This window comes from Moraxella sp. E33BD (assembly GCF_041807865.1).
GTDB lineage: Bacteria > Pseudomonadota > Gammaproteobacteria > Pseudomonadales > Moraxellaceae > Moraxella > Moraxella haemolytica.
In genome coordinates this window covers 148,977-163,326 of record NZ_JBGTZD010000003.1, presented here as the reverse complement: position 1 = coordinate 163,326, position 14,350 = coordinate 148,977, and the positions used below count along the sequence as shown (strand labels likewise).

11 protein-coding genes and 1 pseudogene are annotated in these 14,350 nt (G+C 42.9%); 4 read left to right on the top strand and 8 right to left on the bottom strand.

Going from position 1 to position 14,350, the window contains the following annotated elements; all coding sequences use genetic code 11:
* Window positions 1-183: 183 nt before the first annotated feature.
* The 3 genes from ACERC6_RS02840 to queE form a co-directional block, all read right to left on the bottom strand.
* Window positions 184-2,400 carry a bifunctional (p)ppGpp synthetase/guanosine-3',5'-bis(diphosphate) 3'-pyrophosphohydrolase gene (locus ACERC6_RS02840; RefSeq protein ID WP_373627634.1) on the bottom strand — a complete coding sequence of 739 codons (2,217 nt, stop codon included), beginning with the start codon at window positions 2,398-2,400 and terminating at the stop codon, window positions 184-186.
* Between the two features lie 426 nt (window positions 2,401-2,826).
* The gene (gene rpoZ, locus ACERC6_RS02835; RefSeq protein ID WP_284673245.1) at window positions 2,827-3,096 is read right to left on the bottom strand and encodes a DNA-directed RNA polymerase subunit omega; all 270 of its coding nucleotides are present in this window, start codon (window positions 3,094-3,096) and stop codon (window positions 2,827-2,829) included.
* 71 nt (window positions 3,097-3,167) lie between these two features.
* A complete protein-coding gene (gene queE, locus ACERC6_RS02830; RefSeq protein ID WP_373627637.1) occupies window positions 3,168-3,911 on the bottom strand; it encodes a 7-carboxy-7-deazaguanine synthase QueE in 744 nt (247 codons plus the stop codon).
* Between the two features lie 136 nt (window positions 3,912-4,047).
* On the opposite strand from queE, the gene ACERC6_RS02825 reads away from it, so the two are divergent.
* On the top strand, window positions 4,048-4,452 hold the full coding sequence (locus ACERC6_RS02825) for a hypothetical protein (protein WP_373627638.1): 405 nt from the start codon (window positions 4,048-4,050) through the stop codon (window positions 4,450-4,452).
* Window positions 4,453-4,609: 157 nt separating this feature from the next.
* Here the strand turns inward: ACERC6_RS02825 and ACERC6_RS02820 are convergent.
* The 5 genes and pseudogenes from ACERC6_RS02820 to ACERC6_RS02800 form a co-directional block, all read right to left on the bottom strand.
* Window positions 4,610-4,756: pseudogene (locus ACERC6_RS02820) on the bottom strand (TM2 domain-containing protein); the annotation flags it as partial.
* Window positions 4,757-4,838: 82 nt separating this feature from the next.
* Window positions 4,839-5,657, bottom strand: coding sequence for a 2,3,4,5-tetrahydropyridine-2,6-dicarboxylate N-succinyltransferase (gene dapD / locus ACERC6_RS02815; RefSeq protein ID WP_284673242.1), 819 nt, complete (start codon window positions 5,655-5,657; stop codon window positions 4,839-4,841).
* A gap of 117 nt (window positions 5,658-5,774) precedes the next feature.
* Complete coding sequence (locus tag ACERC6_RS02810) at window positions 5,775-6,698, bottom strand: alpha/beta fold hydrolase (protein WP_373627639.1); 924 nt, start codon at window positions 6,696-6,698, stop codon at window positions 5,775-5,777.
* 278 nt (window positions 6,699-6,976) lie between these two features.
* Window positions 6,977-8,041: a lipoyl synthase gene (gene lipA, locus ACERC6_RS02805; RefSeq protein ID WP_373627640.1), complete on the bottom strand. Its 1,065-nt coding sequence runs from the start codon at window positions 8,039-8,041 to the stop codon at window positions 6,977-6,979.
* Between the two features lie 373 nt (window positions 8,042-8,414).
* The gene (locus tag ACERC6_RS02800; protein ID WP_373627642.1) at window positions 8,415-9,164 is read right to left on the bottom strand and encodes a TSUP family transporter; all 750 of its coding nucleotides are present in this window, start codon (window positions 9,162-9,164) and stop codon (window positions 8,415-8,417) included.
* 132 nt (window positions 9,165-9,296) lie between these two features.
* Between ACERC6_RS02800 and ACERC6_RS02795 the strand changes: the two genes are divergently transcribed.
* The 3 genes from ACERC6_RS02795 (at window position 9,297) to ACERC6_RS02785 (ending at window position 14,337) form a co-directional block, all read left to right on the top strand.
* Window positions 9,297-10,013 (top strand): aspartate/glutamate racemase family protein, encoded by a 717-nt coding sequence (locus tag ACERC6_RS02795; protein WP_284673238.1) that lies wholly within the window; start codon window positions 9,297-9,299, stop codon window positions 10,011-10,013.
* Between the two features lie 204 nt (window positions 10,014-10,217).
* Window positions 10,218-11,495 carry a dicarboxylate/amino acid:cation symporter gene (locus tag ACERC6_RS02790; RefSeq protein ID WP_373627643.1) on the top strand — a complete coding sequence of 426 codons (1,278 nt, stop codon included), beginning with the start codon at window positions 10,218-10,220 and terminating at the stop codon, window positions 11,493-11,495.
* Window positions 11,496-11,712: 217 nt separating this feature from the next.
* Window positions 11,713-14,337, top strand: a complete 2,625-nt coding sequence (locus tag ACERC6_RS02785; RefSeq protein WP_373627790.1) for a bifunctional aconitate hydratase 2/2-methylisocitrate dehydratase — start codon at window positions 11,713-11,715, stop codon at window positions 14,335-14,337.
* The last annotated feature ends 13 nt before the right edge of the window (window positions 14,338-14,350 follow it).

Genomic DNA, 14,350 nt, shown 5'->3' with positions numbered 1-14,350 from the left:
GGTTTTTAAGATATTGTCAGTAGTTTTTGGTTATTGGTTTACCAAAATGTGCTACTTGCATCTGTGAGCTTCAATCGTCTCTACAATGCCATCTTCATCAGCGAGCTTTGTTTGGTGATATTTATGATAAAACAAAGCCTGCTATAAATTCAAGCATTTTTTGATTGATGCATCTATCCTAAGTTAAGCGTGGTTATGATGGTGGTATAGTCGCATGATATTTGGATAGCCTAAAATTTGGCGTAAAACATGAATGCCCTCTTCAAGATGTTCTCGAGAGCGAACGACCACATTGAGCGTGGTTGTGCCTACCTTACTATTTTTATCTTTGATATCAGCCTTAACAGAGGTGTGTTCAACGCCGATATTTAAGGCACGAAGCTCATAGATGGCTTGGCTTATTTGCTCTTCGTTTAGCATGGCAAAGATACGCAGTGACGCTGAGAAATGCAGTTGGTGACTGTCATGATTGATTTTGATGTCATCTTTCCAATGCACTTGAATAATCTGGTAGGGGTTGGCGGCACGAATGGTGTTTAGTGAATAGCATTTGTGGCGATGAATGACCAGTCCATGACGAGCGGAGAGATGACCGACAATGTGGTCGCCATAAATAGGGTTGCAACATTTAGCAAAGGTAACCTCAACGCCTTTTACCCCTGCAATGAGATGCTTGGATTGGGTGATTTCATTACCATCGGCGATATCTACTTCCTCACTAAATAATCGTGAGACCACTAACTGTGCCAATAGTGAACCTGTGGCGATTTGTAGGAATATATCACGCTGGCTGTCCACACCACGCCATGCTAAGATATCAGCCCATTTGCTATCGGTAATGTCTTCAATGACCTTGTCATAGGCTTTAAGGGCTCGCATGAGAGCTTCTTTACCTGCATATTCTTTTTGGTCATCTGGTAGGTGTTTTAGAAACTTTAGAATCTCACTGCGTGCTTTATTGGTCGCCACAAAACCTAACCAATCAGCCTTTGGTGTGGCATTTTTGTCGGTGTCAATACTCACTGAATCACCATCTGCCAGTACCAAGCCTAGCTTGCCATGCTCGCCATTGATGTCAGCACCGACAGCGATATTGCCAATGGCAGGACCGACCGCATAAGCAAAGTCTAAAGCGGTTGAACCACGAGGCAGTTCATAAGCACGACCCTGCGGACTATAACAGACGATTTTTCGTTCGTGCAGGTAGTTTAGTAGCTCATCGATAATGGCAACAGAGTATTCATTGTTTTCTTGGAAGTCTTGTCCAGATTCGCTATTAGCAAGGGCTTGCATATTGCGAAGGCTGGCTTGGACGACAGAATGGCTGATATCCCCTTTATCTTTACTAATCACACCTAGGCGAGCCGCTTCTTGCATTCTTTTGGTTAGCAAGGTGATTTTGATGTGGTTATAATCTTGTTCGTAAATGAGCGTGAGCGATTGGTTGCCACCTGCTTGGGGCTTTCTAATGTTATCACGAATCATCTCATCACTGATTTCGTATTTTTGCACCAAATAGCACGCCAGTTTATCACAAGACTCAATGTCATCAAGCACAACTTCAAAGTCATATTGGCGAATCAGTCGGTTGATTTGCCCACGATTTTTAAAAAATTGGCGGTACATGGAGGTGCGGTTGTCAAGAACTTGTACATGACCGCTTAGGTTTAGATGGCTTAATAAATTTTGTAGATAAGTGCTGATTTCAATCTTTTGGAAGTTACGACCCAATCCGTGTTGAAGTAGCTTGTCAGTAAATTTGTTATACATCTCAGGGTTGAGATTGCGATAGCACAAAAGCTCAATATAATCGGCAATGTCATTTAACCCCATGATGCGAGCAAAAGGAATGTAGAAGTCTAGCGTTTCGTTGGCGGTGCGTTTTTGTTTTTCGGGACTGACCGCATCTAAAGTGGACATATTATGCAAGCGGTCGGAGAGCTTGATGATGAGAACACGAGGGTCGGTCAAGGTGGCAGTGAGTATCTTATGAAAGGTGGCCGCTTGGCTTTGTTGCTTATTCATGCTTGACGACCTAAGTTTGGTTACGCCATCAACAAGCCGTGCAACCGTCTCGCCAAACTCTGTTGTGAGCATTTCTTTTGTTACTTCGGTGTCTTCTACTGTATCATGTAAAATCGCTGAGATGATAGTATCTTTATTCAGACGAAACCCTGCCAAAATTTCCGCCACTGCAATGGGGTGGGTGATGTACGGCTCGCCCGATTTGCGTTTGTCCTTAATGTGTGCCACATCGCCAAAATGACACGCACGCAGAATGTCTTCATGCTCTTGTTGCTCTAGGTAGCTGACCGCACGCATTAAGCTATCACGAGATTCATCGACTAGCGGGTGGCTAAGATGGGTAGGAATGTCATGCGGATGGTAGTTGGCTAGCATAGGTACTCTTGGTTGGTAAATGATAAATGGGCTCACTAAGAAAGCCGTGTGGTTGTACAAATAAGTTGTATCAATCAACATTGATTATAAATATCAATTATCTGCAACATTGTCAATAGATTGTTCTATCATTTTATCACTTTTATACGAATAATGGCATAACAAACCGTGATTTAATCCAATAAGAAGCGAATTTTTAAATTGGGTTTTATCTCATTTATGGCAATGTTATAAAGATGTCATAAAAATGACTTAAACTGACATTTTGGCTTGCCAGTGATATCGGATAGATTGGGTGTTGATGGATAAATGCGTAGGGGTCTGCTTGTGATGGGTTGGTTGTGATTGCCAGATTGTTAAATGTCATAAAAAGACCGCACTTTGTGGGCGGTCTTTGATTAACAAAAGTGGCTTTTAAGCAAGTGCTTAAAAATCATCAGGTGTTAATTTTGAGAAATCAACAAATTCTGGTGTTTTGATGACAATCTCTTCATCTGGCTCATCCAAAATGGTGCGAGTAATGTTGCCAGAGGCAATCTCACGAAGTGCCAAAACGGTAGGCTTATCATTTTCAACGGTTACAGTCGGTTCAGCACTGCCTTTAGCCAGTTGGCGTGCACGCTTGCTTGCGACCAAAATCAGCTCAAAACGGTTATCGACATTGTCAAGACAGTCTTCAATAGTAACTCGTGCCATGGCTCTCTCTTTGCTAAATTCATGAATAATCGCTTATTTTAGCAAATTACATTCATCTTTAAAAGCATTTTTTATTTACCTCGTGCATCCGCCCAGATGATTTTGTGTAACTGTAATTGCAAGCGTACGGGCAGACCATCCGCCAAAATCCATTCGGCTAATTGTACAGCAATGTTTGGCACATCGGATCTTCGTTCATCAATCTCAAACATTGGTGAGAACCACACTACGGCACATTTTTTATGTAGCTCATATTGCCATAATTTTTCCACCGCCCATTCATAATCGGTGCGATCAGCAATCACGATTTTAATTTGGTCGTGGTTGGTCAGATGACCAAAGTTCTCCCATAAATTCCGCTTGTTCTCGCCGGAGCTTGGCGTTTTTAGATCCATGACTTTGGATACGGCAGGCGGGACATCTTTGACTGACAAAGCTCCTGCGGTTTCTAGTGATATATCATAGCCATGTTCTAAGAGTAGTTTCATCAGGGCAATGACATTGGGCTGGGCGAGCGGCTCTCCGCCTGTGATACATACTCGCTTGCAAGGAAAACTGGCGATGTGAGTCAAAATCTCATCAAGCCCCCATCGTGCACCGCCTGTAAAGGAATAGGTCGTATCGCAATAAGTGCAACGAAGTGGACAGCCTGTCAAGCGAATAAAAATGGTCGGTAGACCAGCAGCCAGAGCCTCACCTTGCAAGGAATAAAAAATTTCGGTCAAGCGAAGTCCTGCCAATGGGTCGGTGATGGGGATTTGGGTGTTTCGCAGTTGGCTGGTTTTGGACTGGGGGTGTTTTGAAGCGGTGGACATATTGATGATAAATACTAAAGAAAACCTAGTATTCTAGCAGATTTTCAGATGATTGGGTAATTTTAATAATCACTTGACAAATAAATGGGGGGGGGAGGTAAGATACAATCACTAAACCTCATCATAAGGAACAACAATGCTCTATACATACAAAGAATTTGAGACCATTAATCATTTTTCCACACCAAGCACCCTAACAAATGATGAGTTGGAACTGATTTTGGCATATTTACAAGGTATGGTCAATTTGTGGTGTGCTGTTTGTGGCGATAAGCCTTTTTCGGCAAGGGATTTTATCGGTGGCGAAAATTATGATTGGAAAGGCACGCCTTTGATGGCAGCTTGGGAAGGGCGTTATAACCATTATAGAAGAGAGTATCCAGACGAGACGAGCGAAAATTTGGCTGAATGGACACACGGACAATGTGCCAAAGATGTGGGGCATTTATTAAAACAAGTACTTATCAAGCATCGTCAGCGTCATTTTGTATCATTAAAAGGATTTGGTAACGCTTATCAATGGATCAAAGATAAGAAATAATAGTTAATGCCAAGCTTAGCTTGAAATACTAAGTCTCATTTTAAAATTTTAAATTTTATCATCAATTTAGCCAAAAATAAAAAAGACGAACATCTAGTCCGTCTTTTTGTTTTTAAAGAATTAATTTTGAATAAAATCGCCATTGGTATCGGTAAATTTACCAACAATAATCATAATCAATCAATGCCCAAATACCAAATCCACCAAAGGTAATCAGTTGCAAAATACCAGTCCCAATCTTACCCACATAAAAACGATGAACACCAAAGCCGCCCAAGAAGAAACAAAGCAAGGCAGTGGCAACAAAGGATTTATCAGATTTTTACATAACAATTCCTTAAAAATTGCGATAAAAGAACAGTCGTTAAATCAGCCCACAAGCAACATTAATCCGCTCTTAGCAAATCGTTGATGGACGTTTTGGCACGAGTTTGGGCGTCTACTTTTTTGACGATAATGGCGGCATATAGGCTGTATTTACCACAAGGGCTTGGTAGGTTGCCAGGAACAACAACCGAACCTGCCGGCACTCGTCCGTAGTGAATCTCGCCTGTTTCACGGTCATAAATTTTGGTTGATTGACCGATATAAACGCCCATTGAGATGACCGAACCTTCTTCAACAATCACGCCTTCAACGATTTCACTTCTTGCACCGATAAAGCAATTGTCTTCAATGATGGTTGGATTGGCTTGAAGTGGCTCTAAAACACCACCAATGCCCACACCGCCTGATAAGTGAACATTTTTACCAATTTGGGCACAGCTACCCACCGTTGCCCAAGTATCAACCATTGTCCCTTCATCTACATAAGCACCAATATTGGTATAAGATGGCATTAAGATGACATTTTTGGCGATGTACGAGCCTTTGCGAGCAACCGCAGGGGGAACGACACGCACGCCTGCGTTTTTATAGTCTTCTTCTGTCCAGCCGTTGAACTTGGTATCTACTTTGTCATAAAAACCAAGTTCGCCTGTATTCATAGGCTTGTTGTCATTGATTTTAAAAGAAAGTAGCACGGCTTTTTTGACCCACTGATAAACCACCCATTCATCATTGATTTTTTCGGCAACACGCAGTGAGCCATTATCAAGACGGCTAAGTACTTCTTCAACAGCAGAGCGAATGTCAGCAGGGCAGTCGGTAGCACCAAAGCTGTTGCGGTTTTCAAAGGCTGTTTCGATGATTTGTTCAAGACTCATAAAAATTCCTATAAAAAAAGAGTTAATCAAATGATGTTAGATTATTTTACCACAACTTCTTACTCATTATCATAAGTTTTCAATAAGTTTTATCAATCATGGCTTTTGTTTATCGTGTTATATTAACCAGTGCAAAATGTCTTGATATACTTTATTTTTGGCGGTTTCGTGCAGTGGTTCATGTCTCATGTTGGGATATAGTCGAGCTTGCGTATTCTTATCTGAACTCACCAATTCATCAAAAATTTCATCGATGTCTTGCCCCATACGCCCCACAGGGTCATCTTTGCCACTGACGAGCAAAATGCGAAAGTTTTTGGGGGTGTGGGCGTACCATGTGGGTGATGTGGCTTTTTTGATGAGAGTTTGTAGAGCGATAAAACCATTGTTGCTAAACGCAAAACCGCACAAAGGATCGACTTCAAAGGCTTTGATGTTATCGGTATTTTCAGATAGCCATGCAAAGGGTGAGACAGATATCGGATAGCGGATTTGTGATAGCAGGTAGTCATTTAAAAGCATGGCAAAATACCTATTGGTTTTTTTGGGGTTTAGGTAGTGGATTACCCCAAGCGTGGTTAGAGCAAGGCGGTTCATCAGCCCAAAACTATTGCCCGTCCCCATGAGTATCGCTCCATGAAAACTTGTGGCGTGATGGGTTAGTACCGTTCGTACAATGAACGACCCCATTGAATGCCCCATGATGTAGTGAGGAATGGGGCGGTCAGTTAGGGTGCAGGCTTTATCTTTTAATTTATCCGCCATAATAACAACATCTTTACATAGGGCTTGGACGGGGTGTTTTTCATCGATAAAGCCAAGTTCGTACTTGTCTTTGACCGTCCGTCCATGTCCAAGCTGATCATAAGTGGCAACCAAGATACCATGATTGGCAAGAAACCTAGCAAAATCGGCATAGCGTCCGCTATGTTCACTCATGCCGTGTACAATAAGTAGGCTTGCCTTGATGTCGCCTTTTGGCATAAAAAAAGTGTGGTGTAGGCGGTGAATGCCGTTTGATGAGAGAATGGTTTGAGTCATGATATCTGTTCTGTATTTAACTATATACTGCCTGTCGTGCGATATGATCAGTATTGTCGCCAAAAAGTTGTTACTATCTTTAAGGTGGTTTGTGTCAATCCGCCAAAAGTAAGTCGGTATAACTTGGCTAAGATATGGCAGTTTGCCAGTTTTGAGAATCAATGCTTTAAAATAGTGCATCAACCAGCCATCGCTTTGGCACAATACAAGACTGACAGTTTTTGGAAAATCAACTGACAAAATAGGACGATAAACTCGCCCTAAATGTTTGTGTTGTGTTAAAAACACCCAGTTTTTTCGCCTTTTTCGGCTTTTGCCAGTTTCTCTTCGGCAAGTGCTTTGGCTGAACGCACAGGTGGTGGGCAAGGCTCGCCATAATATTGGCGGTCAGCAAAATAACTTGAACGCACCATTGGGTTCGCCCAAATGTTAAAAAAGCCTAACTTTTTGCCATATTCGGTATATCTAGCAAATTCATCAGGGTGTACATATCTATCCACAGGGGCGTGATTTTTACTTGGAGCAAGATATTGCCCAATGGTGATGATGTCCACATCGTGTGCTTTTAGGTCGTCAAGCAAGCGATAAACTTCTTCTTCACTCTCGCCAAGCCCTACCATAAATCCGCATTTGGTAGCAATGTCTGGACGGCGTGCTTTGTATTCTTTTAATAGCTTTAACGAATGCTCATAATCTGAACCTGGTCGAAACGCCTTGTATAGGCGTGGCACGGTTTCAATGTTGTGGTTGAAAACATCAGGAGCGGTTTGGCTTAAAATAGCCAATGCCAGTTGCTCTCGTCCACGAAAATCAGGTACCAAAATTTCAATCAAGCAGTTGGGCGATAAAGCACGGCTTTCGTTGATAACCTCAGCAAAGTGTCCTGCACCACCGTCTTTTAGGTCGTCTCTATCCACGCTAGTGATGACGGCATATTTTAGCCCAAGCCCCAAAATGGTCTCGGCAGTATGGCGTGGCTCGTCTGTGTCAAGCGGATTGGGTCTGCCATGTGCCACTTCGCAAAACGGACAACGGCGGGTGCAAATATCGCCCATAATCATAAAGGTGGCTGTGCCATCGCCAAAACATTGGGGTAGGTTGGGGCAGGCAGCTTCTTCACAGACTGTATAGAGTTTTTGCTGGCGGAGTGTGCTTTTAATGCGTTCAACTTCGGCAGGGCTAGATAATTTGACACGAATCCAATCAGGCTTTTTTGGGGTTTCTAAGTTTGGAATAACCTTAATGGGGATACGAGCCACTTTGTCATAGCCACGCAATTTTTCGCCTTGAACGGCTTTTTTTGGAGCAGGCTTAGGGCTTGGGGTGTGGGTTTGGACAGACATAAGTTATACTTTAAAAATTAAATAAAAGAAAGAAAAAATTAGACCAATTTTACGCTATTTTTATATAAAAAGCGATCATCTTGATAAAAAAACTGCCATGCTTAGAATTTTAATCAAAAACATCTTGTGGCTAGACTAGATAGTCCGATGAGTAAATGTGCCATGATTACCATAACAGATTGACTGTTGATTGGATAAAAAGCATGATTTAAGCTATTTTGAGTTTTTATGGTGGTGGTAATTGCTAGAATGTATCAACACAAAAGTAAATGCCATAACAGTGAAACTTTAAAAATAATAACATAAAAACTAAGCGTTAAGTGAGCTTGGTTCTGATGGTTTGCCCATTAAAGGTAATTTGTGATTAAAATCTTTACCAAAACACATATCTTGCGACCATACAAAAACACATTAGCACAATCATTGGGCGAATGTATTTTGCTCCGCCTTTGACGACCATATTAGCTCCCAATACTGCACCAATGACTTGTCCGACAATCATCACTGCACCAACCAGCCAGACCACCTGACCGCCAATGATAAAAAAGATGAGACTTGCAATATTGGTGGCAAAGTTGAGCAGTTTGGCATTGCCTGTTGCTGTTACCAAGTCCATGCCTCGACCAACCACGCTAGAGAGTGAAAAAAATGTTCCTGTACCTGGTCCAAAATAGCCATCATAAAACCCAATGATAGGCACAATCCCTTTTTGCCAAGCATTGTGTGAGATTTTGGCTTTTTGTTTTATGGCACCCAAATTGGGTGAAAATAGTGTGTAAAGTCCCATTATCCCAACGACCACAGGAATGGCGATTTTTAAAAATTCTGGTGGCGATAGCTGTACCAAAACCGCTCCAATCGCTGAGCCAACAAAAGCAAGAATGAGAGCGGTTTTGATGTATTTGGGGTGGGTAACTCCCTTTTTTATCATTGCTAGGCTTGCTGACAATGAGCCTGCCGAGCCTTGCAATTTGTTGGTGGCAAGAGCGGCGACAGGGTTCATGCCTGTTAGCAGTAGGGCAGGAATGGTCAACAGTCCGCCTCCGCCTGCCACAGCGTCCACAAAACCTGCAAGTATCGCCACAAAAAATAAAATGCCTAAAAGCTCAAAGGTTAGTTCCATATGCTGATGTATGAATGCCAAAAAAGTTGACCGTATTGTACTAAAAAACAAGCAGTAGATAAATGAAAAACTTTTAAACTGGTTGCTAAAATTTGTTAACATAATTCTTTTTTAAATTAGAAGGAAAATTCAGTGTCAAACAAAAAACCCACTATCGGTATCTTGGGTGGTATGGGACCGATGGCAAGTGCCGATATGTTTTTAAAATTCATTAAGTCTGCTCACGCCACAAGCGACCAAACGCACATTCCGCTCATCATCTCATCCATACCTGATATACCTGACCGCTCCGCCTATCTCCTTAGTGATGGGGCTGACCCTTATCCTTATTTGTATGAATATACGCATAATCTCGTCAAGGCGGGGGCGGACTGCATGGTCATTGCGTGCAACACTGCTCATTATTGGTTTGATCGACTTCAGGCTGATTTTTCGCACATCACCATGCTGTCTATGATTGATGTAGCGGTGGCGTACGCCAAACAAAGTGGGCATACGAATATTGGTATTTTGGCAACCAACGCCACTTTGGCAACCAATCTATATAAACACAAAATACAAGAAGCTAATCTTAACTACATCGCCCCAGAAGACAACACGCTTGTCATGCAAAGCATTTATGATTATAAGGCAGGGCGAATTGATGAGGCGACTACCTTGATGCAATCTGAGCAGGACAAACTGTTTGATAAAGGGGCAAGTGCGTTGATTATGGGTTGTACCGAAGTGCCACTTATTTTAGCCAATGACGCAAAAGCCAATCCTAATGCCTATATTGATGCCACGCAGGTATTGGTGGATAGGGCGATTGCTTGGTATCGTGAGGCGATTGCTCAAGCGAACGGTTAATTATTAAAAATATTGATATGCCTATTGACTTAATTAATAAGCTTTCTTAAAATGTTGTGATGGAGCTTTTTGCCATCAAATGGAAGTTTGTTTTTGTGAACAGCCTTACTTAATAGGTTAGTAAATCAATTTTAAGCCATTGTTTGTGATATAAACACGGTGGCTTGTTTTATTTTTCTCATGACAAAATAGCAAGGGTGTGCGATGTCTATTTTAAAATTATATTTTAAATCCAATCTGCTGATTCGCATTTTATTGGCACTGATTCTAGGGGCAGTAGGCGGATTGATTATCGGTAATTCGCCGAGTGTGATGGCGGTGCTTGCCCCGCTTGGCGAGATTTTTGTGCGACTACTAAAAATGATTGTTGTGCCTGTCATTGCTAGCACGCTCATTGTTGGTGCAAGTTCCATCACCCCAGCTCAGCTTGGACGCATTGGTGCTAAAACTTTGATTTATTACACCATCACTTCTATTTTTGCCATCATCATCGGACTTGGCATTGGTGCTTTAATCAAACCAGGTAGTGGACTTAATTTAATTGCTGATGCTGCCGCTGAAGGTAAAGTGGCTCAAGCCCCAACTGTCATTCAAATCCTACTTGACATCATTCCCACTAACCCTATTGGTGCAATTTCTGGCGGTCAAGTGCTACCGATGATCTTTTTTTGCTTGGCGTTTGGTATTGCTCTTGCCTTTGGGCGTGATAGCCATGATGAACAAATCAAAAAAAGTTCGGATACGGTGTATTATTTTGTAGATGGTGTTAGCCAAGCGATGTTTAAGATTGTCGGCTGGGTAATGCAATATGCACCAATTGGTGTGTTCGCTTTGATTTTTGGGGTATTTGCCAAAAATGGTGCGGTGGCTTTTGGTTCTTTAGCAAGTGTTACTGTTTCGGTTTATTTAGGGCTTTTGCTACAAGTCGTGTTGGTGTACTGCGTGATTTGTGCGATGTTTAAATTATCGCCAATGATTTTTTTAAACAAGGTTCGCCCTGCCTTGATTACCGCTTTTGTTACTCGTTCATCTGGAGCGACTTTGCCTGTCTCTATCCAGACTGCTCAATCCATGGGCGTGCCAAAGTCAGTGTATAGCTTTGCTTTGCCAGTCGGCTCAACGATGAATATGGACGGCACAACTGTATATCTTGGCGTGTGTGCGATTTTTATCGCCAACGCAGTGGGCATGCCTTTGACTGTCGATCAGATGATTACTGTAACCTTAACGACGGTATTGGGTGCTATAGGTACGGCAGGTGTGCCTGGAGCCGGAGCGATTATGCTGTTGATGGTGCTTGAGTCTATTGGACTACCTGTTGAAGCTGACTCTGTAGTGGCGATTGCTTACGGCATGATTTTGGGTATTGATGCCATCTTGGATATGGGGCGTACTTCAATGAATGTGGTGGGCGATATCGCAGGTACAGCCGTTGTTGCCAAACAAGAAAAAACACTAGATGAGACGGTGTGGAAATCTTAACCAAATCATTGACAAATCCGCTCAATTTACTGGGCGGATTTTTTGGTATTTTTAAAATAAATATTGGCTATCTTACTATAACCTTTTGAAACTTTGATAAATTTGCGGTATGATAGCTTAGTTTCTTTTTTCTTTGGTGTAGGCACTTTTGTGGCGACACAAAGCACCCAACGCACCGTTTTTACAACAATAACCTAAGGAACTTGTTATGTCCAATATGTTAGCCGAATACAGAGCCCACGTTGCTGAGCGTGAAGCCTTAGGCGTACCACCACAGCCATTGACCGATGCCCAAACTGCTGATTTGGTAGAACTTCTAAAAAATCCGCCAGCGGGTGAAGAAGACTACTTGGTGAATTTACTTGAAAACCGTGTGCCAGCAGGGGTTGACCAAGCTGCCTATGTGAAAGCTGCTTTTTTAAATGCCATTGTTAAAGGCGAAGCAACTTCTCCACTTGTCAGCAAAGAGCGTGCGGTATATCTGCTAGGTACGATGCTTGGTGGTTATAATGTTGCACCACTTGTTGAGCTACTTGATCATGCTGAGCTTGGCGGACTGGCAGCAGAAGCACTTAAAAAGACGCTGTTGGTATTTGATGCGTTTCACGATGTAGAAGAAAAAGCCAAAGCAGGTAATGCTAATGCTAAAGCTGTACTACAATCATGGGCGGAGGCTGAGTGGTTCACTAGTCGTCCTGATGTGCCTAGCGAGATGACCATTACTGTATTTAAAGTAACTGGCGAAACCAACACAGACGACCTATCTCCTGCCCAAGATGCGTGGAGTCGCCCTGACATTCCACTACACGCTAACGCCATGCTAAAAAATGCCAGAGATGGTATCAACCCAGAAAAAAATGGTGAAGTAGGACCGCTAAGCCAAATCAAAGAGCTGATTGCTCGTGGTAATCCTGTTGCCTATGTGGGCGATGTTGTGGGTACTGGCTCTAGCCGTAAATCAGCAACTAACTCTGTATTATGGTTCTTTGGTGATGAGATTCCTTATATTCCTAACAAAAAAGACGGCGGTGTATGCTTAGGTGGCAAAATCGCACCGATTTTCTTTAATACCATGGAAGATGCTGGAGCGTTGCCTGTTGAGATTGATGTTGCTGATATGAACATGGGTGATGAAGTTACCTTAAAGATTGATCATGCAACTGCAACTGTGACCGCCTTTAAAAACGGCACACAGATTGCTGAATCTAAGCTAAAAACTCCTGTGCTACTAGATGAAGTGCGTGCAGGTGGTCGTATTAACCTAATCATCGGTCGTAACTTGACAAGTAAGGCTCGTGAAGCGTTAGGTCTTGAGCCTTCAACCTTGTTCCGTATTCCAGAGCAACCTGCTGATACAGGCAAAGGCTTTACTTTGGCTCAAAAAATGGTCGGTCGTGCGTGCGGTCTGCCAGAAGGTCAAGGCATCCGTCCAGGCACTTACTGCGAACCTAAGATGACAACCGTTGGTTCACAAGATACCACAGGACCGATGACTCGTGATGAGCTAAAAGATTTGGCGTGTTTGGGCTTCTCGTCCGACCTAGTCATGCAGTCATTCTGCCATACCGCTGCTTATCCGAAGCCGATTGATGTTGTTACGCATCACACCTTACCTGACTTTATCATGAACCGTGGTGGTGTAAGTTTACGCCCAGGCGATGGCGTGATTCACTCGTGGCTAAACCGCATGCTACTACCTGATACTGTAGGTACTGGTGGTGACAGTCATACTCGTTTCCCGATTGGTATTTCATTCCCAGCAGGTTCTGGCTTGGTGGCGTTCGCTGCTGCCACAGGTGTGATGCCACTTGATATGCCTGAGTCTGTACTGGTGAAATTCAAAGGCAAAATGCAACCTGGCATTACCTTGCGTGATTTGGTACACGCCATTCCTTACTATGCCATTCAAGAGGGTGATTTGACCGTTGAGAAAAAAGGCAAGAAAAACATTTTCTCTGGTCGTATCCTAGAGATTGACCTAACTGAGATGGAAAATGATTTGACTGTTGAGCAGGCATTTGAACTGTCTGATGCATCTGCTGAGCGTTCGGCAGCAGGCTGTGCCATCACGGTGTCTGAAGAAAAAGTCGCTGAATATCTGCGTTCTAATATCGTCATGCTAAAATGGATGATTAGCGAAGGTTATGGTGATGCTCGTACTTTGGCTCGCCGTGCTGAGAATATGCAAAAATGGCTAGATAACCCTTCGCTATTAAAAGCTGATCCAGATGCTGAATACACCAAAGTGTACGAGATTGACCTAGCTGACATCAAAGAGCCAATCTTATGCTGTCCAAATGACCCTGATGATGCTAAGCTACTATCAGAAGTTGCTGGCGATAAGATTGATGAGGTGTTTATCGGTTCGTGTATGACTAACATCGGACATTTCCGTGCTGCAGGTAAGTTGTTGTCAGAAGTGCCAGCAGGCAGCCTAACCACTCGTCTGTGGATTGCACCACCAACCAAGATGGACGAGAAACAACTGATGGACGAAGGTTACTATAATACCTACGCCCAAGCAGGGGCAAGAACCGAAATGCCAGGTTGTTCTTTGTGCATGGGTAACCAAGCTCGCATTGCACCAAATTGCACCGCTGTTTCAACTTCTACTCGTAACTTCCCGAACCGTCTGGGTCAAGGGGCGAATGTATATCTAGCATCTGCTGAACTTGCTTCTGTGGCATCGGTACTAGGCAAATTGCCAACCGTTGAAGAATACATGGCGTACGCAGGTAAGCTAGAATCTATGGAAGCAGAAGTTTATAACTATCTAAACTTTGACCAGATGAATGAGTATACCGAAAAATCAGACAAAATCAGCGTGGCACAACTTGCCTAACCTGATGAATGAT